The sequence below is a fragment of the Streptomyces xanthochromogenes genome, assembly GCF_014650455.1.
GTDB classification, from domain to species: domain Bacteria; phylum Actinomycetota; class Actinomycetes; order Streptomycetales; family Streptomycetaceae; genus Streptomyces; species Streptomyces xanthochromogenes.
Window position 1 is genome coordinate 1 of record NZ_BMUZ01000004.1, and the last position, 23,250, is coordinate 23,250.

A 23,250-nucleotide genomic window follows, 5' to 3' on the forward strand; every position below is an offset into this window, starting at 1 on the left:
GACGCATCGAACGCCGCCGGCGAATGCAACAACACACGCTCATGAGCCCACCCACCGAAACGAGCATCCAACGCCAGACCAGCCACATTCCGATGACTGACCACAACCCCCTTCGGCACACCCGACGAACCAGACGTATACATCACATACGCCGCGGCATCAGGGGCAACAGCCACGTCCGGCGGCGAGTGCTCGCCTTCCCGAAACTCGCGGCCGATGACCAACAACTCTGTTGCCACAGACCCGAGTTCACCCCGCGAGACTTCGTCGGTCACGACGAGTGAGACCCCGGCGTCGGTGAGGACGTGCCGGATGCGCTCTGCCGGGTAACGCACATCGAGCGGCACATAGACAGCACCGGCCTTCATCAGCCCCAGCACCGTCGTGACCATCTCCACCGAACGCCGGAGAAGCACACCCACAGCATCACCCGGCCGGACACCACGCGCGACCAACTCACCCGCGAACCGGTCCGCACGGACATCAAGCTCCGCATACGTGAGAGAGCTCTCCCCATCCATCACAGCAGGAGCATCCGGAGTCCTGGCCACCTGCCGCACGAAGAGCTCCGCAAGAGACAACTCGGGCAAAGGCACGGCCGTGTCGTTGAACTCGACCACGGCGTCGTGGTGTTCCTCGTCCGAGAGGATGGCAAGGTGGCTGAGCGGGCGGTTCGGGTTGGCCGTGGCCGCCTCCAGCAGGCGGATCCAGCGCTCGAAGAGGACCCGGACGTCGTCGGCGTCGTACAGGTCGCTGGAGTACTCGACGGCACCGGTGATGCCCTGGGGGGTGCCGCTTTCGCCGCGCTGCTCGGTGAGGCTGAAGAACAGGTCGAACTTCGCCGTGCCCGTCCTGCCCAGCTCGACAGCCGCTTGCAGACCAGGGAGCTCGAACTCGCCCTCGGGGGCGTTCTGGAGGGCGAGCATGATCTGGAAGAGAGGGTGGTGGGCGAGGGTGCGCGTGGGACTGAGATGTTCGACGAGGTACTCGAAGGGCACGTCCTGGTGGGTGTACGCGGCGAGGCAGGTCTCGCGGACGCGGGCGACGAGCTGGGTGAACGTGGGATTGCCTGCGGTGTCGGTGCGCAGGACGAGGGTGTTGACGAAGAAGCCGATGAGGTGGTCCAGATTTTGGTCGGTGCGTCCCGCGATGGGGCTGCCGAGTGGAATGTCCTCCCCCGCACCGAGGCGGGTGAGGAGGGCCGCGAGTCCCGCTTGGAGGACCATGAACAGGCTGGCGCCGGTCGACCGTGCGAGGTCGGCGAGGCGTTGGTGCAGTGCGGCGTCGATCTCGACGGTGAGGTAGTCGCCGCGGTAGGTCATGACGGCCGGGCGAGGGCGGGTCGTGGGCAGGGTGAGTTGGTCCGGAAGGTCGGCGAGAGCGCGGGTCCAGTAGTCGAGTTGGGTGGCGAGGAGGCTGCCGGGGTCGTCCTGGTCGCCCAGGAGTTCGTTCTGCCACAGCGTGTAGTCGGCGTACTGGACCGCCAGCGCCGGCCATTCGGGGGCCTGGCCCCGCGCACGTGCCGTGTACGCCTCCGTCAGCTCCCGCGACAGCGGGCCCATCGACCAGCCGTCACCGGCGATGTGGTGCACCACGACGAGAAGCACGTGCTCTCGCGGTGACAGCGTGAACAGCCCGGCCCGCAGCGGAGGTTCGGCCGCCAGGTCGAAGGTGTACCGTGCGCCCGCTTCCAAGGCTGCCGGCAGTTCGGTCTCGGAGGTCGGCACGACGGTCAGACTCGGCACGGCCGCCTCGGGGGCCAGCACCCGCTGGCACGGCACGTCCTCGGTCTCCGGAAACACCGTCCGTAGACTTTCGTGCCGGGCCACCACGTCTCCGAGTGCAGAGCGCAGCGCGTCGTGGTCCAACTCGCCGGACAGTCGCACGACGAGCGGGATGTTGTACGTGGCGCTCGGCCCCTCCATCCGGGCCAGGAACCAGAGCCGCCGCTGGGCCGAGGAGAGCGGAACGGCCGTCGGCCGCTCCCGCGGCGCGAGCGCTAGGCGCCCGGGCCCGGCGGTGTCGAGGCGGGCGGCCACCGCGGCCGGGGTCGGCCCCTCGAACAGCAGGCGCAGTTCCAGCTCGACGCCGAAGACGGCCCGGACCTGGGCGATCAGGCGGGTGGCGAGGAGCGAGTGCCCACCGAGCTCGAAGAAATGGTCGTCGCCCCCGACCCGTGGCAGCCCGAGGACCTGCGCGAACAGATCGCACACGATCTGCTCCTGCGGCGTACGCGCCTCCCGCCCCGCAGCCGACACCGAGTAGTCCGGCTCCGGGAGCGCCGCCTTGTCCAGCTTGCCGTTGGCCGTCAGCGGCATGCGGTCCAGCAGGAAGACGGCCGGAACCATGTACTCCGGCAGCCGCTCCCGCGCGAACTCCCGCACGTCTTCGGCCCGGAGTGCATCGCGCGCGACCGCATAGGCCACCAGGCGCCCGTCACCGGACTGCTCCTGGCGGACCACCACAGCCGCCTCGGCAATGCTCGGATGGCTGCTCACCACCGCCTCGATCTCGCCCGGTTCGATGCGGAAGCCGCGGATCTTGACCTGATGGTCGGCGCGGCCCATGAACTCCAGCTCGCCATCCGGATTCCAGCGCACCAGGTCTCCGGTGCGGTACATGCGGGCACCGGGTTCGGACGCGTACGGGTCGGCGACGAAGCGTTCGGCCGTGAGGCCCGGTCGGCCCAGGTAGCCGCGAGCGACGCCGCCTCCCGCGACATACAGCTCGCCCACCACCCCGGGGGGCACCAACTGCATCCCGCCGTCGAGCACATGGGTCCGCAGATCCGGGAGGCCGGTGCCGATCGCACTGGCCGCCGTGGGCGTGGCCCGCCGGCGGTTCAGCGGCTGGTACGTCACATGCACCGTGGTCTCGGTGATGCCGTACATGTTGACCAGCGTCGGCGCGTCGTCGGGATGCCGCTCGTACCAGTCGGCGAGGCGGGACGGCTGCAGCGCCTCACCGCCGAAGACCACGGTCCGCAGCGCGAGTCGGCGAGTCGGCCTGGAGGCATCCACCGCCTCGGCACCCTCGTTCGTTCCGGCCTCCGGTCCTCCTACTGCCTCGGCTCCGGATTCGCCTTCGGCTTCGGCCTGCGCCAACTGGTAGAAGGCTGAGGGGGTTTGGTTGAGGACGGTGACACCCTCGTCCGCCAGCAGGTCGAGGAAGGCGCCCGGCGCCCGACTCACCTCGTAGGGCACCACGACAAGACGGCCGCCGTGCAGCAGAGCACCCCACAGCTCCCAGACGGAGAAGTCGAAGGCATACGAGTGGAACAGCGTCCAGACGTCCTGCGGCCCGAAGCCGAACCACTTGCGGGAGGCGTCGAACAGCCGGACAACGTTCCGGTGGGTGTTGACGACGCCTTTGGGCCGTCCGGTCGAGCCGGAGGTGTAGATGACGTAGGCGGGGTGGTCGGGTACCAGGTCCGGAGCGGGGTTGTGCGCGAGGTCGGTGAAGCTGTCCGGGGCATCCAGAACGAGGACCGGAGTGCCGTGTGTGGCAGGGAGGTTGGACCGGGCCGCCGTTGTCGTGAGGAGGAGGCCGGGGCAGGCGTCGGTGACCATGTGGGCGAGACGGGCCGACGGGTATTCGGGGTCGAGGGGCAGGTAGGCGGCGCCCGCCTTGAGGGTCGCCAGGATGGCCACGACGAGGTCGGCGGAGCGGGGCAGGGCCAGCGCGACGACGTGTTCCGGACCCATGCCCCGGGCCACCAGTCGATGGGCCAGCCGATTGGCCCGCTCATTCAGGTCCCGGTATGTCAGGGACGCCTCGCCGCAGGTGACGGCCGCCGCGTCGGGTGTCTTGTCGGCCTGCGCCTCGAACCGCGTCGTCAGTGTGGCTTCCGTCAGCGGCGGAACGTCGTCGGGGACGGCCAGGAAGGCGGCCCGCTCCTCCGGGGTGAGCAGGTCGATCCGGCCAATCGGCAAGGAGGGGTCCGCCGCCGTGACGGCGCGCAGCGCGGCGATCAAACGGCGCTGGTGTGCGGCCAATTCATGGTCCGCGCAGATCTCGGGGTGGGCGTTGAGGTCGAGCGTCAGTCCGGTGCCGTCGCGTCGATCCCACACGGCGAACGTGAGGTCGCCCACCAGTCCCGAGGAGAGGTTGTGGGCCGTGGTCGACAGGCCGGCGAAGGTCACCGCGTAGTCGAAGGACATGATGTTGACGACCGGTGCGTACCAGGTCCCCGCGTGGCCCGGCAGTTCGAGGTCGCGCTGGAGGTCCTCGGCGCGATAGCGCTGGTGGGTGCCGAGTTCGCGTATCCGTTCCCCGATCTGATCGAGGAGTTGACGATGCGTCATCTCCGATCGGAGCGCGAGCCTGAGCGGCAGGACGTTGGCCGCCGTGCCGGGCGTTCGGCGCTGGACCTGGTTCAGGCGGGCCGTCACTGGCAGACCGAGCACCACGGTCGACGCGCCGGTCATCCGGTGCAGATGGACGGCTGTGGCGGCGATGACCAGGTACGACCAGGGGACGCGTGCGCGGCGGGCCGCTTCGCGCAGCTCGCTCAGCCCGGCATGGTCAAGGCCTGCGGTGTGCCGAAGGTAGCGGTCGGGGGTGGTGGAGGGTCGACCGACGATCCCGGCCGGCGCTGGGCGGTCGGCGAAGAGCTCCGTCCAGTACTCGCGGTCTTCGGTGAATCGTCTCGAATCGCGGTACTCCCCTTCGGCGGCCAGCAGGTCGGACAGGGAGCCGAACGGGCTCGGTGACACCGGCCTGCCCTGGGCGAGCGAGGTGTAGACGTCCGCGACCCGGCGGGTGATCAGCAGCGACCCGAAGGCGTCCATCACGGCGTGGTGGTAGCCCTGGTACCAGTAGCAGCGGTCGCCGCCCAGCCGCAGGAGTGCGTGCTCGAACAGCCGGTCACCGGCCAGGTCCATCGGCCGGGCGACCGCTTCGTCCAGCCAGTCGCGGGCGGCCCGTTCGGGGTCCGGCTCCGCGCTGAGATCGACCACGGAAGGGGACCAGTCGCCGAGCTCGTGGACGACCTGCCGGACCTCGCCGCGTTCCTCGACGAACCTGACGTGCAAGGCGTCCGCTTCACCGACGACGCGCACCAGCGCCCGTTCGAACAGCGCCGGGTCCACCTGACCGTGGATCTCCAGGTATTCACCCACCCGGAAAACCCGATTCCCCTCCCCAAGACGCTGCTCGGCGATCCATATCTCGCGCTGCGCGGCCGTGAGCGGCAGCGTGGTGCCAGGACTGGCGAACAAGTCTCCACCTCCGAAGTTTCCCCCGCACGGACGGCCGGAGAGACACGAGTGAAAAGCTCACGACGGCCCGATGAAGACACGTCGGAAATGCGACCGGGTAATGGATGTAAGGCGATCGTCGGGCCAACTGGGCGAGAAATCTCGCAGTACGCACCGGAATCGAGCGCAACGCCTCGGAAACGCAATCAAGGGCAACCTAACTCGGGAGCCCCAGGGGGTCAAGGAGATCAAAGGCCTACGCCATGCGCATGTGCCGCCGGTTGTACCGCCGGCGGGACAAGAAATCGGTCGGCGGGGACCGAAGGAGCACACCGGCACAGCGATCGAAGCAGGCAGGGGACCCGCCAAGTTCTTCACGTGCAAGCGTGGAGGCCCACGGCGAGGCTTGGTCCGCACCAACCGTCAGGGCATCCGACTGGGGCTGCACGTCTTTGCCGGGGCTGGAACGGATTGACGTCCGAGTGCTTGCCCGAGGTTTCTCGGCGGTGCTAGCTTTACCTTCACTAAATGCCTGATCGAACGTTTCGCGGACCTGTTTTCGCAAAAGGAAGCGTGTATGGCAAATACATGGTGGGGTAGCCATCTGCTGAGCCGGGGCGCGGACGACGAACTGTGGGCAATTTCCAGTGCGCCAGTTACGCGCGGGCAGTTACGTGCAGCAGTCAATGATTTCGGTGAGCGTTTTCGGAAACAAGGCATTACAGACGGCAGCTCGGTTCTTCTGCGAATGAAGCCGAGCTTCACCTATCTCCAAGTACTGCTCGCCTTGTGGAGCCGCGGCGCACAGGTGGTTCTGGTCGACTTCCGGCTGACGCCCACCGAATACGAACCGCTGGCCGACCTGGTGCGACCGCAGTACCTCGTCGTGGCGACCGGGGCGGACGGGCCGGTCGCCGGATTCCGCCAGGAGTCCGGGTTCTCGGTGCAGCGGCTTCCCGACGGCCTACCGGCCGTCGACGGCATCCGCCTGGTGCAGTTCAGCTCGGGCTCGACGGGCCGACCCAAGGTGATCGGCCGCCCGGCCGACTCCGTCCTGGCCGAACTCGACCGGCACAGCGCGTTGCCCGGAATCCCCGGCAGGGGTGAGCGGGTGATGCTGCTGAACTCCGTCATGCACAACATGGGCCTGGTCAGCGGCGTCCTGCACGCCCTCGCGGTCGGGGCGACCCTGATCGTCCCGCCCAGTCTCCGCCCGGCCGAAGTGGTGCGCCTGATGGCGCGGGCCGAGGCAACTGCCGTGTACGGAACGCCCGTTCACTACGATCTCCTTTCCCGGACCGGAGGGCGGCCCGAACTGCCCGCCCTTCGGCTCGCGGTGTCCGGCGGGGAACGCGTGCCGCAGGAGACCTATGAACGTTTCCACGCCCGGTTCGGCCTGCCGATCAGTCCGGTCTACGGCGTGACCGAGATCGGGTTGATCGCGGGCGACCTGTCCGGCGGCTCCCCACCGCCCCAATTGGGGCCTCCGGTGCGGGGGGTCGAGGTGAAGGTGCTCGACGAGGAGCTCTTCGTCCGGATGGAACGTTCGCCGTACCTGTTCAGCGAGCATGCCGATCGCTTCTCGGACGGTTGGCTGCGGACCTACGACCGCGTCCACCAGGATCCGGCGACCGGAGTCCTCAGCATGCTCGGCAGGGCCGATTCACTGGCCGTGGTGGGCGGGCTGAAGGTCGACCTCACGGAAGTGGAGACCGTCCTCCTCTCCCATCCGGGGGTGACCGAGGCGGTGGTGACCCATGAGCAGTTCATCGAGGCGTTCGTGGGCACCGGAACCGACCGGGCGCCCACCTCGGACGAGCTCACCGACTGGTGCCGCGAGCGGCTGAGCCCGGTCAAGAATCCCAAGCGGTACTTCGTCACGCGGCAGCTGCCGCGGAACTCGATGGGCAAACTCGTACGCGACCGTGCACTGATGCACGGACGCATCACCGCGGAAGCATCGCCCCAGGCATGACGACAGGGCAGACCACATGGCGCAGACAGGGGAACCGGTGATCTCGAAAGACGACATCAGAGCGATCCTGGCCGAGAACGCGGGTCTCGGTCCGCCCGAGGAGCTGCCGGACGATGCCGAGCTGGTGATCGACTCGTTCACCCTGGTCCTTCTCCAGCACGAGCTGGAGGAGCGGCACGGCATCGTCATCGACCCGCAGTTCGAGGACATGACGCTGTTCACCTCGATCAACGGCATCCACAAGTACGTGACGGCGGTACTGCACGAGGAGTGACGGGCCCCGCCCTCCCCCACCGCAACTGTCTACGCAGGGAGCAATGATGAGCAACCCCTTCGAGAATTCCGACGGCACCTTCCTCGTGCTCGTCAACGAGGAAGGCCAGCATTCGCTGTGGCCCGCGTTCGCCGAGGTGCCCGCGGGCTGGGCCGTCGCGCTCGCCGAGACCGACCGCCAGAGCTGCCTCACCTACGTCGAGGAGCACTGGACCGACATGCGACCGCTGAGCCTCGTGCGCCGATAGGAGAACGCGATGGACGACGCCGCTTTCGCACAACTACTGCTGAACGAAAAGGACTTGGAGGAGTCGTTCTACGGGGAGGAGCCGAGCGCCGCCTACGATCCGGTGTTCGTCTCCGGCGACGAGTCGGGGCGGGCCATCGTCGACCTGACTAACATGCTCACGCACGGCACGCACCCGGAGACGACGCATCACGCCTCCGCCCTGTTCACGAACATCGTGGGTTCCGTGGTGTTCCACCACGTCGCACAGTTCGGCAACGGGGCTTGCCGGCAGGTGTACCAGGAGCTCTTCGAAGCGGTGCGCGACTGCGAGCACTACCGGATGGGGCTGAACGACGGCGTCGAACTCGACATCACGAAAGTGGACCTGGGGCCGGTGGAGTTGGGGGACGGCGGCTTCGTCGTGCGCTGGCTGTCCGCCGTCGACCACTTCCGCATCGAGACCGCATGGGTGATCGTGCCGAAGGACGGCATCCTCAACTTCATCAACACCCGTATTCCGGACGGGTCCGAGATCCATCGGCTCGCCCGCATCGCCGTCGATCGCGTCGCCGGCCTGACGGGTACGCCATGACGCCCAAGACATCCGACGTCGACTTCGAGTCCGCGCTGGAGTCGGTCGACTCGTGGCTGAGCGAGTACATATCGGCGAGCCATCCGGAGATCGGCCGCACCGGGCCGATCTGCCCGTTCGTGTCACCCTCCCGCAAAAACCGGACCATGGAGGTCCGCATACGCCTTGTCGGGCATGCCCCGAGCCTCGAACTGGTCGAGGAGATCGCACGCAGCGGCCTGCGGGAGTACGAGCTGACGACCTGGCAGGGCCGGAACCCCATGCTGCAGGCCATGGTGATCGTCCTGCCCGATCTGCGCAGCGAGGACACGGGACTGCTCGACCAGGCCCAAGCCCGTGTGAAGGACGACTTCGTGGCGCACGGCCTCATGATCGGCCAGTTCCACGAGAACTGCCGGGTAACAGCGGCACGCAACTCCCGCTTCGCGGTGAGCCGGGCACCCGTACCCTTGCTCGCGATCCGCTCCATCGCCCTCCATGACATCTTCTTCCTGTCCGAACGTCCGCACTGGTTCCAGCAATACAAGGCGAAGTTCGGCAAGTTCTACGGGCCGGATTCCACCCTGATGGATCCGCTCCTGATCGAGCGTTTCCGGGAGAGCGAGCAGGCGTACGCGGCAGGGTGAGGAAGGTCTCGGCGGGTGTGTGTCACCGCAGGCCTCCCAGCGCATCCGGAGGCGGCGAAACCAGTGCAGGTGGCTGTCGTGCCCGCTACGCTCCCGGGCCTGTGAATACCGAATTAGTCGTCGCGTCCCTGTCAGGTGTGGTGGCGCTCGGCGGCGCCTGGTTCTCGGCCCGCTCCAGCCGCCGACAAGCGCTGCTCGCACACGAGTTGGAGAGCCGGACCACGCAGCAGGACCTGATGGGCCGCCACCGTGATCCGCTCTTGTGGGCCGCCTTCGATCTGCAGTCCCGCCTCTACAACATCGTGGACCGTGGATTCCTGCGGGTGTATTTCCGCGACGGCTCCGACCGGGAACGCGCGTACGCCCGTCGCAGCACGCTCTATGTACTGGGCGAGTACCTGGGCCGGGTGGAAATCCTGCGCCGCGGTGTCCAGTTCCTCGATCTCGGGGACAGCACGCTCAACCGGCGGATCTTGGGTCACTTCACGGCGATCAGCAACGTGCTGAACAACGATGGTGGCGGCAACACACGCTTCCTCGATGGGCACTTCATCGTCTTCCGCAGCGATCAGCGGGCGATCGGCGAGCTCATGCCGGCCGCGGACGGCAACTCCTGTCTTGGGTACGTGGAGTTCTGCCGCCGACTCGACGAGGACGCGGAGTTCGCCGAGTGGTTCGGCCCGCTGAGTGACAGTGTCGAGGCGGTGGCGCGGGCGGCGGAAGTGCCGTACCGGCTGATCGCGTTGCAGCACGCCCTCATGGACCTGATCGATCTCCTCGATCCGCGCGCGGAACGCTTCCCCGACCATCGCCGCTCGCGGCTCGGCCGCCCGCCGGAGAGGTGACGAGCTCTCCGGCTTACCCCACCCTCCAAGTCCGGCCTGCGGTCTCAACTCCCCGCGATTACGCCCCGCGCAGCCGTTCCGTCCGGCCAGGTCCACCCGGCGACAAGGTGTACGGACGACGGGCGAGCTGTGTCCCCCGACCGCAGGACGCGGTGGAGCCGAACGTCGCGGCCGTCGGCGGTACCCGTTCCGTGCACGGTGACGGTCGGGTCGGGGGTGTCGCTCTCGTTCTGGCGCTGCGGGGTCGCCTCGCCGCGCAGCAGCGCGTTCAACTGCGCCACCACCACCGGGTCGTGGACGCCGTCGTAGATCCAGCGAGTGCCGAGCACGCCGTGCTCGGACGTGCCGATCAGCGCCTCGTCGGGGACGCCCTCCAGTGCAGCATCCCGGTAGGCCATCGGCACCAAGTAGGCCACCGGCTCCTGCGCGGTGGTGTCCACCACGACCATGAATTCGATCCCGACCGCACCCTTCGGATCGTCCAACCGGAACCCACCTGCCTTGACCAGTTCCGGCGTTGCCGCATCGCCGACGTACCAGCTCTGCTTCGGCAGCCAGCCGGCGAGCAGTTCCAGCTTCGTCGGCGTCATGGTGGTGCGATGGATGGTGGCCATGCGAACTCCCCGTGCGTGGATGTCGTCCCGCCCTTGAACGGGATGCGATCGTACCCATGGGACACGGCCGTACTGCTGGGGGCCGGAACATCGATGCCCTCATTGCCCAGGATGCCTGGGACAGGCACCCGGCCGCGGCTGTCGTCGCCATCCGCCGGTTTCGTGGCGGTGCTGGGGTCTGCCCGGGGTCCGGGTCGGGTCAGGCCTCGGGCTCCGGGTCGGTGGCGGTCAGGACGAGGATGGCTTGGTCGTCGTCGATGTCGTGGCCGCCGGTGAAGGCGTGTACGGCTTGGGTGACCGTGTCGATGACGCGCTGCGCGGCAGGGCGGACTGGGGCCCCGGCCACGGCGTCGGTGAGACGTTGGTCGCCGAACAGTTCGTCGTCACGGCGGGCCTCGGTGATGCCGTCGGTGTAGAGCACCAGGCTCTCGTCGGGGTGTAGATGCAGGTGGTGCGGGGTGAGGTGGGGGTCGGGAGCGACGCCGAGCAGCAGCCCGGGCACATCGACGGAACGGACGGTGTGGTGGACGTCCAGGTGCAGGGGCAGGGTGTGCCCGGCTCGCACCAACTCGATGTCCAGGCCGGTGGAGGTGGGCGTGAGCTGACCGTGGACGAGGGTGACGAATCCGGTGCCGTGGCTTCCGGGCCGGTTGATCAGCGCCCGGTTGATGGCTTGGACCACGTCCACGGGACCGGGGAGGAGAGGCGCGACGGCGCGCGCGGTGTGGCGGACCAGGGCGGTGGTGGTCGCGGCCATGGCGCCCCGGCCGCACACATCGCCGAGCAGGAAGGCCCAGCGCCCGTCGTCGAGGGGGAAGACGTCGTAGAAGTCACCGCCGACTTCGAGCCCCTCGCCGGCGGGGTGGTAGTAGGTCGCGACGTCGGCGCCGGGCACGTCGGGCAGACCCGGAAGGAGCAGGCCGGCCTGGAGGTCGCGGGCGAGGACGGCCCGGTGGGTGTACTGGCGGGCGTTGTGGGCCGCCGCTGCGGCGCGGCGCGCGAGTTCCTCGGCCAGGGCCACGGTGTGGCCGTCGAAGGTGTGCCGGCCCGTGGACAGCAGCGTGAGGGTCGCGAACGCGGCGCCTCGGTCGACGAGCGGGACGCACAGATAGCCGGTGACGTCGAGGTCGTGCCAGGGCCCGGGGCCGGTGGGCGTGCGGCGGGCGACCTCGCTCGTGCCGGAGGCCAGGACGCGGGCGACGGCGTCGTCAGCAGCGTCGTAGACCGGGATGTGTGCAGCCAGCAGGTCCCGCTGGGCCGGGGTGGGAGCGGCAGCGGCGACGCGGTGCACGCGCCCGCCCTCGACGATGTCGACGGCGCACAGGGGGGCGAGCGTGGGGGCGCAGGCCTCGGCCAACCGCTTCAGTGCCTCGGCCGCGTCCAGGCAGGTGCTCAGGGCGGTGCTGGCGTTCAGGAGGAAGGCGAGGTCGTCGCGCGCGGCCTTCTCGCGGGCTTCGGCCGCCGTACGTGCTTGTTCGGCCTGGTGGCGTTCGATACCCAGTGCCGCTGTGTCCGCGAAGACGCGGGCAAGCGCGAGGTCGGCTTCCTGCGGGGCACGCGGGGTGCGGTGGTACATCGCGAACGTGCCGAGGAGCGATCCGTCGCGGGCCAGGATCGGGGTGGACCAGCAGGCGGCCACCCCGGCCTTCTCGGCAAGATCGCGGAAGTCGTCCCAGAACGGGTCGGCGGTGATGTCGGTGACGATCACGGGCTGGCGGCGGTGCGCTGCCGTGCCGCACGAGCCGACGCCTTCACCGGTGGCGATGCCGTCGATGGCCTGGTTGTAGAAGTCGGGCAGGCTGGGGGCCGCACCGTGGCGCAGATGGCGTCCGTCGGCATCGGCCAGCAGGACGGAGACCAGTACCTCTTCGGGGGCGAGCTCCTCGATGGCGCGGGCCATGCCGTCGAGGACGTCGGGCAGCGGCGCCTGGCGGGCGATCTGCTCCAGCAGCACCCGGTGCTCGGCCGTCAGCCGCTGGGCGTGCTTGACCTGGGTGGTCTCCACCCCGATCAGCCGCACCCCCACGGCGTTGCCGCCCGCGTCCAGGCGAGGCTCGTAGGTGAAGTCGAAGAACGCCTCTCGCGCAGCCGCTCCCGCGCCCAGCAGCACCCGGGCCGCACGGACGGTGTGGGGCTTGCCGGTGCGGTAGACCCGGTCCAGGAGAGCGATGAATCCCTGGTCGACGAGCTCGGGCACGAGCTGTCCAAGCGGGATACCGGTGCGGGTGCGCTCGGGTCCGCCGATCGTCGTGAAGAAGGCCGCGTTCGCCGCCTCCAGCATGTGCGCGGGTCCGGCGAGGGAGGCGAACACGGCAGAGGACTCTCCGAACAGCGCCCTGAGATCCTGGTCCGCGTCCATGGCCCCGGCGATGCGAGTACCTGCCGTCCCGGCATGCTGGGGGCCAGGATGCCCCGGTACGCGCGTCATGCCATCTGCCTCTCCATCGACTGTTCCGGACCGTCAGTGTCGGCAGCCACGATGTCACGCCTGCTCCTACCCGCGGGCCAGGGCCTGTCCCCGCATCGGGGTACACGGCGTATGCCCGGTTCAAGCCCGGTCGCCGAGAACACCCGGTCAGACTGGTCGGCGACGAAACCGGTCAAGCCCGGTCCGCGTGGACACCCGGTCAAGCCGGGTCGGCGTGGACACCCGGTCAAGCCGGGTCCCCGAGGACACCCGAGCCACCGCATCCGACACAGCCGCCGGCCGCAGCACCCGATCCGTACCCGGCCCTGCGCGACCGGCCACTGGAAGAGGCGCGGCAGCAGAGCGCAGATGCGGGGCGAGTGGCGAACGACCAGAGCCGCATGGCCGGCCACCAACGGCCCGCACCCCACCCCCGACGGACTCCCGTCCCCAGCCTCGTCCGGCTGCGCCCTCAAGTGACTGCCGGGCCGTCTGTCCGGCCGGTGCCGCGAGACGGGCGATCGAACGCCTCGGCCAGATTGCTGCATCCCGTGCAAGCACCCGAACGACACCCGACCTCGGGCCAACCCGCGTCGGCAGACAGGATTTGCGGCCCATGCCCATGCCCATGCCCATGCCCATGCCCATGCCCATGCCCATGCCCATGCCCATATTCATGTTCATGTTCATACCCGGTCGGCCCGAAGACCATCACGACCGATACCGGCCTGCCCTGCCAGCTGCTCCCCGCCGCCCGGTACGCCTTGGCGCACGAACACCCGTCGTCGCCGTGATGTTGACGCTGACCGTCGCCGCCGTATCAGCCTTTGGGGAGAACGGTGACGGTGAATCCGTCTCGGGCGGGAACACGGACCAGGATCGCATCTGGTACGAAGTCAACCCCAATGTGTACCAACAGGCCGCCGAAACCAAGGTGGGTTCGAAGATCACCTTCACGCCGCTGCACTCGGGCTGCTGATCACCTCTCAGGTCCCAAGGCCCTACGACCTACTCCCCCATGGCTGACGGCCACCACCACGGGCGAGGGGGCGAGGTTGAGGCCGCACGCTCGCCTGCCCGCCAGCTTCCCTACTCGTACCGGTACTTCAGCGAGTCTGCCTCGGCCTGCTCGATGTCGGCGATCGTCAGCTCCGGCATGCGAAGTTGGGCCAGTGTCACCTCGGCCGATGCGGGCTGGGCATCCGCCGGCAGCCACTCGCCGGGCTTCCAGGCGCCGCTGCGCAGCAGCGACTTGGGGCAGTGCGGGTAGACCTCCTCGATCCCCACCACCAGCGCGCTGGCCGGCGGCTTGCCGACGGCGGTCAACTGCGACAGCAGCTCGGGGCGGGTGGAGACGCAGGCCCGGCCATTCACCCTGAGCGTGGTGGTGCGCCCGGGGATGATGAACAGAAGCCCGGCCCGCCCGGTGGCGATGACGTTCTGCAGGGTGTCCAGACGCTTGTTGCCGGTCGCATCCGGTATCGCCACCGTCCGTGCGTCCAGGACTGCTACGAACCCTGCGGGGCCGCCGCGCGGCGAGACGTCACAGTTGCCCTCGGCGTCCGCGCTGGCAACCAGAACCAGCGATGAGCAGCCGATCAACTGTCGTGTCTGCTCCGTGAGTTCGGTCATCTGCTTCCGTACGGCCGCGCCGCTTGGGCCCTCGTAGACCCGACGCAGCGTCTCCTGGTCGGGCACGGAGTCGAGGAGGAGCGAGTCGAAGGCACTGCCTGCAAGGGATGTCGTCATGCATGTGACCCTAACCGGCACCGATCCGCGATGAATCTTGGCCGGTGGATGCCACGGGCAGCGCGGGGGAACTTCCTTGTCCTGCATGCGTCAGCGACACTGCCACCCGCAGTACGTGAGCCGCGTGGCAGGATGCCCTGGGCCGAAGGTGACGACGAGTGGGTGTGCGACATGGCTGCTGAGTGGTACGTCCTCATCGAAGAGGACACGAAACGGGCGGAACGCGCCGACGGGAAGTCACTGGACCTGTATCGGTGGAAGCTGACGGCCGCCCATCCCATCGACGGCAACGAGGCCCAGGCGCTCGCGGCGGCGGAGGACGCGGCCCTGAACCATCTGCCGGAACGACTCGCCCGCCACGCCAGGCCTGGAGACGAACCGGCGCGGCAGGCCTTCCGGGCCCAGGACGGTGCCTGGTTCGTCCTCCTCAAGCAGCGGCACCGGCAGTGCCACATGCGAGTGACCGCCGCCCGGCTCGCCCACACGACGGAAGAGAAGGAGGCTCCCCCGAGGAGCCTGAAGGACAAGCTGCGCAGCGCGCTGGACGGCCCGCAGCCCCTCCCGAAGCAGTGGGCGCCGCCGACCGGAATCGACCGGCCGGGCAAGTCGTGACCGCACTGCGCGCGAAAGCCACTTCGCCCTCGCCGACAAGTGTCAACGCCCGTTCCTGACAAGCCCGTTCATCGTCTGCTCACATCTCGAACCGGCGAGGCCGGAACCAACGGGCATGAGATGTCCAGGCGGTCACAGCGCTCGCTCGTGCGATGTCCAGGGGGCACAGCGCCAGGGAACCAGGACGACCTTCCCGAGGTTTCCGCGCTGCTCGATGAGAGCGTGGGCCCGGGCAGCCTCAGCGAGCGGAATCTCCTCGTGCACGGCGGTCCGCAGGGCGCCGGCGTCACGCATCCGCCAGAGCTCGCACAGCCAGCGGGCGTACAGTTCCGGATCGCCGACGGCGATGGCCCGCATCTGGAAGCCGATCATCGAGGCACCGCGAACCAGGAGTTCGTACGCCTCCACCGTGCCGCCGCCGGAGCCGAAGGCGACCAGCCGACCGCCCGTCGCCACGGCTCGCACGGCCGGGCCGAGCAGGTCGCCACCGACTCCGTCGAGGATCACGTCGTACGGACCGCCCCACTCCGTGTCCTGGTACCGGATCACCTCGTCCGCGCCCATGCCACGCACGAATGCGGCCTCGTCCGGCGCGACAGGCACGGGCGACAAGTTCCGACGACGGCCTGAACTGGTGCGGCTCAAGGTGCCGGACTATCCGCTGTGTTCTTCGAGTTCGGTGGCCGGCGTCTGTCGGGTGGCCGCCCACGACGCCAGGAGCGCCAGGTTGTCGGCGGTCTGGGTGCCCGCGGGCGCGGTGTAGACGATGAGGTGCAGGCCCGGTTCGGCGGGCAGTTCCAGGGACTCGACGTCCAAGTCGAGCCGGCCCACGATCGGATGGTGCAGACGCTTGCGGCCGGACCGGCGCAGCCGCACGTCCTGAGATGCCCACCGCCGCCGAAATAGCTCACTGCGCGTTGACAGTTCGCCGACCAGAGCGATCAGCTCATCGTCGTGCGGATTGCGGCCCGCTTCCATGCGTAGTTTCGCGGCCACGTCACCGGCGATTCGGTCGTAGTCGACAAAGAAATCCCTGGCCGCCTCGGGGTTCAGATAGACGAACCGGGCTGTGTTCGCGGGCTGTCGCGGGTCGGCCAGTACCGGTGAATACAGTGCGCGACCGAGTTGATTCATGGCGAGCACGTCATAGCGTCCGTTACCGATCCAGGCCGGCGCATCGGAGATCGCGTCGAGCACCTGCTGCAGCGTCGAGCGCACCGTCACGGCCGGCCTGCGTCGGCGTGGGCCGCTGGGCGCCCCGGACGGACGCGCGAGGTGGAACAGGTGGTCACGCTCGGCCTCGTCGAGCTGCAAGGCAGAGGCCAACGCCTCAAGCACGCCGTCGGAGGCACCGGCGAGGCTGCCGCGCTCCATGCGCACGTAGTAGTCGACCGATACGCCCGCCAGTACCGCTACCTCCTCGCGGCGCAGACCTTTGACCCGACGGTTGCCGCCGTAAGCGGGGAGGCCTGCCTGCTCGGGTGTGATGCGGGCGCGACGCGAGCTCAGGAATTCCCGTACCTCGGTGCGTAGATCCATCGTGGCCATCCCCTCACCGTAAGCCCGTCCCCCGCGATTCACCGCAAGCCCGTCCCCGCAACTTAAGCCCGTGCCCGCAATCTAAGGGGTACCCGATGCGGTAGTCGCCGTGCCGCCGTCCACCGGGATGACGGTGCCCGTGAGATAGGCCCCAGCCTGGCTGGCGAGGAACACGGCGATACCCGCCATGTCGTCGTCGCGGCCGAGCCGGCGCAGAGGGGTCGCCGCAGCGATCGTGTCGCCGATGGCATCGAGCGTGGACGCCATCATCTGTGACGGGAACACTCCGGGTGCTACCGCGTTCACCGTGACGTGCTGTGGGCCCAGCTCCCTGGCAAGCACTCTGGTGAGTTGGTGGAGTGCCGCTTTGCTGCTGGCGTACGAGTAGTTGGGCGCCTGGGCGACGTGGATGGCGGCGATACTGCCGATGTTGATGATCCGCGCGGGATCATCGGCGGTGCCCGCCTTGCGCAGGGCGGGGAGCAGCGCCTGCACCAGCCAGAACGGCGACTTGAGGTTGAGGTCGAGCACCGCGTCCCAGGCCTCGTCCGGGAACGTCTCCAGCGGCTCGCGCCACATGGCTCCCGCGTTGTTGACGAGAATGTCGAGGCGTTCCGAGTCAGCCTTGACAAGGTCAGCGAGGCGTCGGCACTCGTCGTGTCTGGACAGGTCGGCGGGGATCGCTCGAACGTCGCCGAATTCGGACAGCAGACGCTGTGCCTCCGCGCACGCGTCCGCCTTGCGTGAGCTGATGACCACGCGAGCACCCGCCTGGAGAAGGCCGCGCGCTATCATCATCCCAATTCCCCTGGTGCCGCCAGTGACAAGGGCGCGCTTCCCCCGCAGATCGAAAAGCTCTGTGTGAGTGGTGAATTGACTGTCCGCCATTGGTCTCCGTCTTTCTGTCGTGGAGAAGACACCGATACGGTCACGCAGCCGGATTTGATCTGCTGTGGTTGACGCTGCGGCGCGTTTCCGTGGAGTGTTGTCGGCGCTTTCGACTCGATCAGATTGACAGGCGTTGGGGACGGCTGGGAGATCCTGGCGATACAGGTACTGCGAGAACCCCCCTTTGACGGTCCCCGGGGGCACGTCCAGCGGACGTACGACGGCAGCGAGGTCGAGCTCGGAGTGTTCCTGAGCAACAGCAGGACCCGGGGCCGGCAAGGCTCAGCACCGGCAAGCTCGCCGCGCCGGCCGGCCGGGCGCGGCTATGCTCCGATGGGACGGGCTGCGGACGGTTCCCAGCTGTCCGCGCCTCTCGACCCCGTGAGGTCGGGACCCCGCCCGCATGGTGAAGAACCGGCAACGCCCCCGGCCCGTGCGCTGGGGGCGCGCCGCACGTCACTGCTTGCGGTCGCGGCGCAGTACCCGCAAACTGTGCGCCTCCAACGGGAATTCGGCGTCCGGCCCGAAGACCATCTCCTCCTCGTCCACCGACAGGTCGGCGGTGTCCAGGGCGACGTGCCACTTCTCGCCGTACGCGGCGGGCGGCAGGCGGAAGTCGACCGGGTCCCCACTGCTGTTGAACAGCAGCAGGAACGTGTCGTCGGGAAGCGGCCGACCCTGCGCGTCACGTTCCATCGGCCGGTCGGCGCACAGGTACACCGCGATGGCATGCGCATCGCCGCGCTCCCAGTCCGTGTCACCCATCTCGCACGCGTCGGGTCGCAGCCACACCACTTCGGCCTGCTCGGGAGGAGTGCCTGGGGTGGACCCGACGGGGAAGTGCCGACGGCGCAGCCCCGGGTGGGCGTGGCGCAGTGCGACCGCGCGCCTCACGAAGTCGAGCAGGCCGCGCCGCTCGTCGTCGAGCTCCCAGTCCACCCAGGAGATCTCGCTGTCCTGGCAGTAGGCGTTGTTGTTGCCGCCCTGGGTGCGGCCCATCTCGTCGCCGTGCGCGAGCATAGGCACGCCCTGCGAGAGGAGGAGGGTCGCGAGCAGGTTGCGCTGCTGGCGCAGCCTCAGCGCCCGGACACCCGGGTCGTCGCTTTCGCCTTCGGCGCCACAGTTCCACGACCGGTTGTCGTCGGCGCCGTCCCGGTTGTCCTCGCCGTTGGCCTCGTTGTGCTTGCCGTCGTAACTGACGAGGTCGCGCAGGGTGAAACCGTCGTGCGCCACAACGAAGTTGACGCTTGCGCGGGGCCGTCGCCGATCGTGCTGGTAGAGGTCGGAGGAACCGGTGAGGCGGGACGCGAAGTCGGCCAGGGTGTGGTCCTCACCCCGCCAGAAGCCGCGCACGGTGTCCCGGTAGTGGCCGTTCCACTCCGACCACAGCGCTGGGAAGTTGCCCACCTGGTAGCCGCCGTCTCCGACGTCCCACGGTTCGGCGATCAGCTTGACCCGGCTGATCACGGGGTCCTGCTGGACCAGGTCGAAGAACGCGGAGAGGCGGTCCACCTCGTGGAACTGCCGCGCCAGGGTGGCCGCCAAGTCGAAGCGGAAGCCGTCGACGCGCATCTCGGTCACCCAGTACCGCAATGAGTCCATGATGAGCTGCAGGACGTTCGGATGCCGCATCAGAAGGGAGTTGCCGGTGCCGGTCGTGTCGAAGTAGTGCGCCGGGTCGTCGTCGACGAGACGGTAGTACGCGGCGTTGTCGATGCCGCGGAACGACAGGGTCGGCCCTTGCTCGTTGCCCTCCGCCGTGTGGTTGAACACCACGTCCAGGATCACCTCGATCCCGGCGGTGTGCAGCGCCTTCACCATCCCCTTGAACTCGTCGACCTGCTGCCCTCGCGTGCCGCCGGCCGCGTAGGCGTTGTGCGGCGCGAAGAAGCCGATGGTGTTGTAGCCCCAGTAGTTGGACAGCCCCCGGTCGACGAGGAACCCGTCCTGCGTGAATTGGTGCACCGGCATCAACTCGACTGCTGTGACGCCCAGTTCCTTGAGGTGACCGATCACCTCGGGGTGCCCCAGACCGGCGTACGTGCCGCGCAGCTCCTCCGGCACACCGGGGTGACGCATCGTCAGACCGCGGACGTGGGCCTCGTAGATCACCGACTGGTGGTACGGATGATCAGGGCGCCGGTCCCCCTCCCAGTCGAAGTCCCGGTCCGTGACCACACCGAACATGCCGTGTCCGGCACTGTCCAGACCGTTGGGCGTCCCGGGGTCGTCCGGGTCGGTGCTGAGCAGCGATGGGTCACCGTCGAGTTGACCGTCCACGGCGGTGGCGTACGGGTCGAGCAGCAGCTTCGTGGGGTCGCAGCGCATCCCCTCGTCGGGCCGGAACGGGCCGTGCACCCGGTAGCCGTACCGCTGCCCGGGACCCACCCCCGGCAGATAGGCATGCCACACAGCGCCGTCCACGTCGGCGAGGGGTACGCGCCGCTCCTCGCCCGCCTCGTCGAACAGGCAGAGTTCCACCCGTTCGGCGACCTCGGAGAAGAGAGCGAAATTGGTTCCGGCGCCGTCGTGGACGGCACCGAGCGGATAAGGACGACCAGGCCACGTCTCCATCCGCGCATCAAAGCACGCCGGCCCCGGCCGAGGATTCCGACGCGACCGCACGTGGGCCGGTTACTTCCCCTCGGCCGCCCGCAGGGCACGGCGACGGTCTCGGGGAAGCGCGGGGCGTGGGGACCGTAGGGAGTGCCTGGGGGGGCAGGGAGCGGGGAGTGCGGGGAGCAGGGAGCGAGGTGCGCTCTCGGTCCACTCCAGGTCCTCTCCACCGGCGGAGCAGGTCTTCTCCACCGGGGGAGCCGATATTGGCCGTCCGCCGCCCGATCGGTCCCGGCGGGTGCCACACGAGAGCAGGCGTGGTGGCCGAGGACCGGGGCGGACGGGACGCGAGCCCATAGGACATGACAAAGAAGGACGACGCCGATGTTGATGGCCCACCCCGCAGTCCTGCGGAATCTGCTGGACCAGTACGAGACCTTGTGCGCTCTACAGGCCGAGAACGGGGGCACCTCCGAGGTGCACGGGCGCCTGGACGACCTCGCCTACACCCTGTGTGTGTCCACCGGGACGCGCGACATCGGCTCCGCCCTCGCCGCGGCCCACCACCATCTCACCGGTGCCGCCCGCCACTCCCGCGAGGAAGCCCTCCAGGCAGCCTGAACGGGCGCGACGGACCACTGCTCGGCCGGCGCGGCGTCCCGTCGGTGCGACACCCGGGACGCCGTACGGGTGCGCCCGGCCGGTGCGGCGTCCGCCGAGGTGGCGCCCGGACCGGCAGCGTCCTTCAGGCGAGGCTGAGGACGGCACAGATCTCCTTGCCCCCGGCGGGAAGAGCCCTGAGCGAGACCCGCTCGGCGATGGTCTGCACGATGGACCAGCCGTAGCCGCCCTCGAAGGGCTGGCAGTCGGACCGCAGGGGGATCACGGGCAGCCGGTCGCTGTGGTCGGCGACGTGGAGAACGAGCCGTCCGTCCTGGACCTTCTGGGTGCAGGCCGACAGCCCTTCGCCGTGCCGCAGCGCGTTCGTGATCAGCTCGGTCACGACGAGGAGTGCGTCGGCGACACGCTCCTCGGAGGTTCCGGGGGCCGTTTCCCGGATGGCGTCGACAACCTGTGCGCGGGCCCGAGCAGTCTCCGGCGCCTCGGCCGTGGTGCAGGCGCTCTGATGCATGATGCTCTCCCTCGGAACGCGGGCCCCCTGCCAGGGGCGACGGAATGCGAGCGGCACAGTTCTGCCGTCACATATCAGCGTCCCCGTTGCATCTCCCCCGCAGGCGGAGCGGAGGTCCCCATTCCCCGGGTCCATGGACCACCGGAAACCGCATCGCGTCTCCGCCTTTCGGCCGATGCGGCAGACCGGCTGCCTGCCCGTAGGGACCAGGGTTTCCCGAGCCCGCGTGACACCAGGGGCCGCGGCTGTGGCAGGCGAGGGCTGTAGGCCAGCCACGGTGTGAAGGGCTGATGGGGCGGGTCAGTGGAGCGTGGGCCGGTAGATGAGCTCCTGGATGTGACCGTCGAGCGTTCGGCTCTCCACCAGCTCCAGGTCGAAGTCCGCCGCGCCTTGGAAGATCGCGTCCAGACCGGTCTGTCCGGTGATGACGGGGAAGAGCGTCACCTGAACGAAATCGACCAGGCCGGCGGCCATCAGCGCCCGGTTCATGGACAGGCTGCCGTGCGAACGCAACGGCACGTCGGACTCCTCCTTGAGCCGGGCCACGACATCCACGGCGTCACCGCTCACGACGGTCGCGTCCGGCCAGTCGAGCGGGGCCCGCAGCGTCTTCGACACCACGGTGGTCGGCATGTGCCGCATCCTGGTGACCCATTCATCACGCACGTCGGCCTGTTCGTCGCTCGCGGCCAGCATCTCCGCGAACGCCCGATAGGTGTTGGCGCCGAAGACCATCCGCTGCTCCGTTCCGTACAGGTCGGCACGGCGTTCAAGCAGCTCAGGGCCCTGCTTGCCCCAGTAGCCGCCCCAGTTGGCACTGGCCCCGCCGAAGCCGTCCAGACTGGAAAAGACGTCGAAGGTGTAGGTAGCGGTCATGGCGTGCTCCTCGGATGCGTTGGTCGGCAGCATGTCTGCGGGCGGACGTCCGTCTCGCGGCGCGGCGCTACACGGGCGGACGTCCCTGTCGCGGCGCGGCGCGATTCGTCGGCCGTCCTACACATAGACCCCGAACGCGGCCGAAAGTCATCGCCACGCCAGCCGGGGAACGGACTACCCGTATCGCCCCCGGCCAGGGGAACACCATCCCGCGCGCTCACCACTTCCATGGCGTGGGGACCGCCCCGTGAACACCGAGTCGGCACGACGGCGATGTCCGGGGGTGGGCAGCGCGGCGTTACGCGCGCCGTCTTTCCTCAGCCCGCAGCTCCCTAGGCCGCCTGTCGTCGAGGCGAGCCGCGCCTGCGGAGCTTCTTCGCGTCCATTTCCCGGTCCGAACGCCGACGCATCCCCGCGTAGAACAGCGCACCGGCGGTGAGGGTGAACAAGCCGCCGGTTGCGGAGAGGTCGAGGGCATCGAGGCCGCGGTCGTCCGTGGCTTCGATCCACGGCTTGAGGCCACCGAGCGGGTCCTTGAACAGGAAGACGTGCTGCTTGGGCTTGAACTGGCCGTAGCAGTTCTCCGTATTGCCCAGATCCCGCACCGCGCCCGAGGTGTCGACCACGCGACAGACATCGAGTTCGGTGCCCTTGGAATTGACGTGCTGTGCCGTGTCGACCACCAACGCGTCGGCCCGCTGTCCGAACTGCTTGAGGTACGTCTGCTGCACGGTCGGCCCTACGAAGAGTCCGAGTGCCATGGTGGCGGCGGTCGCGACGACCGCGGCTCCCGCACGGTGCCAGAGACCCCCGGCCACGATGGCCGCCATGGCTGCGGCACACATGGCGAAAACGACGGCGACCCAAGTCGAGAGGTACAGGCCCAGGACCGCGCCCACCAGGGTGGCCAGTGGAATCAGCACAGCCCAGCGCAGCGAACTCGGTGTCCGGGTGCGCGAGGACGGTGGCGTGGGCACGAGCGTGGGAACGAGTGGCCCCGGAACGGTCCCGTCTGTCCTGGTTTTCCCGCCTGCTCGCACGTCGTGGCCCCCATGTCGCACCTGGTAGATCATTCTGCGGTCAACCCTAGACGCGGCATTCGCTGGGCGGAGCCGGCCCATGACTTCGTGCTCCAGGGG

The 23,250-nt window shown here is 68.8% G+C and carries 20 protein-coding genes; 9 read left to right on the forward strand and 11 right to left on the reverse strand.

The annotated features are described in order from the left end of the window. Positions 1-5,219: non-ribosomal peptide synthetase (locus IE267_RS10895; RefSeq protein ID WP_189763046.1), on the reverse strand; the 5,219-nt coding region annotated here is incomplete at its 3' end. Between the two features lie 556 nt (positions 5,220-5,775). Between IE267_RS10895 and IE267_RS10900 the strand changes: the two genes are divergently transcribed. From IE267_RS10900 to IE267_RS10925, 6 genes are all read left to right on the forward strand, one after another. Then, a complete protein-coding gene (locus tag IE267_RS10900; RefSeq protein ID WP_189763047.1) occupies positions 5,776-7,173 on the forward strand; it encodes a class I adenylate-forming enzyme family protein in 1,398 nt (465 codons plus the stop codon). A gap of 37 nt (positions 7,174-7,210) precedes the next feature. Next, entirely contained in the window at positions 7,211-7,447 is a 237-nt protein-coding gene (locus tag IE267_RS10905) for a phosphopantetheine-binding protein (RefSeq protein WP_167151440.1), read from the forward strand. A gap of 46 nt (positions 7,448-7,493) precedes the next feature. Continuing rightward, positions 7,494-7,694 (forward strand): MbtH family protein, encoded by a 201-nt coding sequence (locus IE267_RS10910; RefSeq protein WP_275901320.1) that lies wholly within the window; start codon positions 7,494-7,496, stop codon positions 7,692-7,694. Between the two features lie 9 nt (positions 7,695-7,703). Next, a complete protein-coding gene (locus tag IE267_RS10915; RefSeq protein ID WP_189763048.1) occupies positions 7,704-8,267 on the forward strand; it encodes a hypothetical protein in 564 nt (187 codons plus the stop codon). Continuing rightward, entirely contained in the window at positions 8,264-8,893 is a 630-nt protein-coding gene (locus IE267_RS10920; RefSeq protein WP_167151446.1) for a DUF6875 domain-containing protein, read from the forward strand. Before IE267_RS10915 ends, IE267_RS10920 begins: the two co-directional genes overlap by 4 nt. 137 nt (positions 8,894-9,030) lie before the next feature. Continuing rightward, a complete protein-coding gene (locus IE267_RS10925) occupies positions 9,031-9,738 on the forward strand; it encodes a hypothetical protein (RefSeq protein WP_189763049.1) in 708 nt (235 codons plus the stop codon). Between the two features lie 44 nt (positions 9,739-9,782). On the opposite strand, the gene IE267_RS10930 is transcribed toward IE267_RS10925, so the two are convergent. Further along, on the reverse strand, positions 9,783-10,352 hold the full coding sequence (locus IE267_RS10930) for a maltokinase N-terminal cap-like domain-containing protein (protein WP_167151451.1): 570 nt from the start codon (positions 10,350-10,352) through the stop codon (positions 9,783-9,785). Positions 10,353-10,551: 199 nt separating this feature from the next. Next, on the reverse strand, positions 10,552-12,711 hold the full coding sequence (locus IE267_RS10935) for a GAF domain-containing SpoIIE family protein phosphatase (RefSeq protein ID WP_229861004.1): 2,160 nt from the start codon (positions 12,709-12,711) through the stop codon (positions 10,552-10,554). A gap of 712 nt (positions 12,712-13,423) precedes the next feature. Here IE267_RS10935 and IE267_RS10940 point away from each other — a divergent pair. Then, positions 13,424-13,738: a hypothetical protein gene (locus IE267_RS10940; protein WP_229861006.1), complete on the forward strand. Its 315-nt coding sequence runs from the start codon at positions 13,424-13,426 to the stop codon at positions 13,736-13,738. Between the two features lie 110 nt (positions 13,739-13,848). On the opposite strand, the gene IE267_RS10945 is transcribed toward IE267_RS10940, so the two are convergent. Continuing rightward, complete coding sequence (locus tag IE267_RS10945; protein WP_167151457.1) at positions 13,849-14,508, reverse strand: MSMEG_1061 family FMN-dependent PPOX-type flavoprotein; 660 nt, start codon at positions 14,506-14,508, stop codon at positions 13,849-13,851. A 171-nt stretch (positions 14,509-14,679) separates the two neighbouring features. On the opposite strand from IE267_RS10945, the gene IE267_RS10950 reads away from it, so the two are divergent. Next, positions 14,680-15,120, forward strand: a complete 441-nt coding sequence (locus IE267_RS10950) for a hypothetical protein (RefSeq protein ID WP_189763052.1) — start codon at positions 14,680-14,682, stop codon at positions 15,118-15,120. A 132-nt stretch (positions 15,121-15,252) separates the two neighbouring features. On the opposite strand, the gene IE267_RS10955 is transcribed toward IE267_RS10950, so the two are convergent. The 4 genes from IE267_RS10955 to glgX form a co-directional block, all read right to left on the reverse strand. Beyond that, the gene (locus tag IE267_RS10955; protein WP_373304523.1) at positions 15,253-15,723 is read right to left on the reverse strand and encodes a zinc-binding dehydrogenase; all 471 of its coding nucleotides are present in this window, start codon (positions 15,721-15,723) and stop codon (positions 15,253-15,255) included. 51 nt (positions 15,724-15,774) lie between these two features. After that, positions 15,775-16,668 (reverse strand): helix-turn-helix transcriptional regulator, encoded by an 894-nt coding sequence (locus IE267_RS10960; protein WP_189763053.1) that lies wholly within the window; start codon positions 16,666-16,668, stop codon positions 15,775-15,777. 72 nt (positions 16,669-16,740) lie between these two features. Beyond that, positions 16,741-17,547 carry an SDR family oxidoreductase gene (locus tag IE267_RS10965; RefSeq protein WP_189763054.1) on the reverse strand — a complete coding sequence of 269 codons (807 nt, stop codon included), beginning with the start codon at positions 17,545-17,547 and terminating at the stop codon, positions 16,741-16,743. Positions 17,548-18,003: 456 nt separating this feature from the next. After that, entirely contained in the window at positions 18,004-20,121 is a 2,118-nt protein-coding gene (glgX, locus tag IE267_RS10970; RefSeq protein ID WP_189763055.1) for a glycogen debranching protein GlgX, read from the reverse strand. 366 nt (positions 20,122-20,487) lie between these two features. Here glgX and IE267_RS10975 point away from each other — a divergent pair, with 366 nt between their 5' ends. Further along, a complete protein-coding gene (locus IE267_RS10975; RefSeq protein ID WP_189763056.1) occupies positions 20,488-20,724 on the forward strand; it encodes a DUF5133 domain-containing protein in 237 nt (78 codons plus the stop codon). Between the two features lie 124 nt (positions 20,725-20,848). Here the strand turns inward: IE267_RS10975 and IE267_RS10980 are convergent, their stop codons facing one another. The 3 genes from IE267_RS10980 to IE267_RS10990 all read right to left on the reverse strand — a co-directional run bounded on the left by IE267_RS10980 (position 20,849) and on the right by IE267_RS10990 (position 23,034). Continuing rightward, the gene (locus IE267_RS10980) at positions 20,849-21,235 is read right to left on the reverse strand and encodes an ATP-binding protein (protein ID WP_189763057.1); all 387 of its coding nucleotides are present in this window, start codon (positions 21,233-21,235) and stop codon (positions 20,849-20,851) included. 300 nt (positions 21,236-21,535) lie between these two features. Beyond that, positions 21,536-22,111 carry a dihydrofolate reductase family protein gene (locus tag IE267_RS10985; protein WP_189763058.1) on the reverse strand — a complete coding sequence of 192 codons (576 nt, stop codon included), beginning with the start codon at positions 22,109-22,111 and terminating at the stop codon, positions 21,536-21,538. 332 nt (positions 22,112-22,443) lie between these two features. Beyond that, the gene (locus IE267_RS10990) at positions 22,444-23,034 is read right to left on the reverse strand and encodes a hypothetical protein (protein WP_189763059.1); all 591 of its coding nucleotides are present in this window, start codon (positions 23,032-23,034) and stop codon (positions 22,444-22,446) included. Positions 23,035-23,250: the final 216 nt, after the last annotated feature.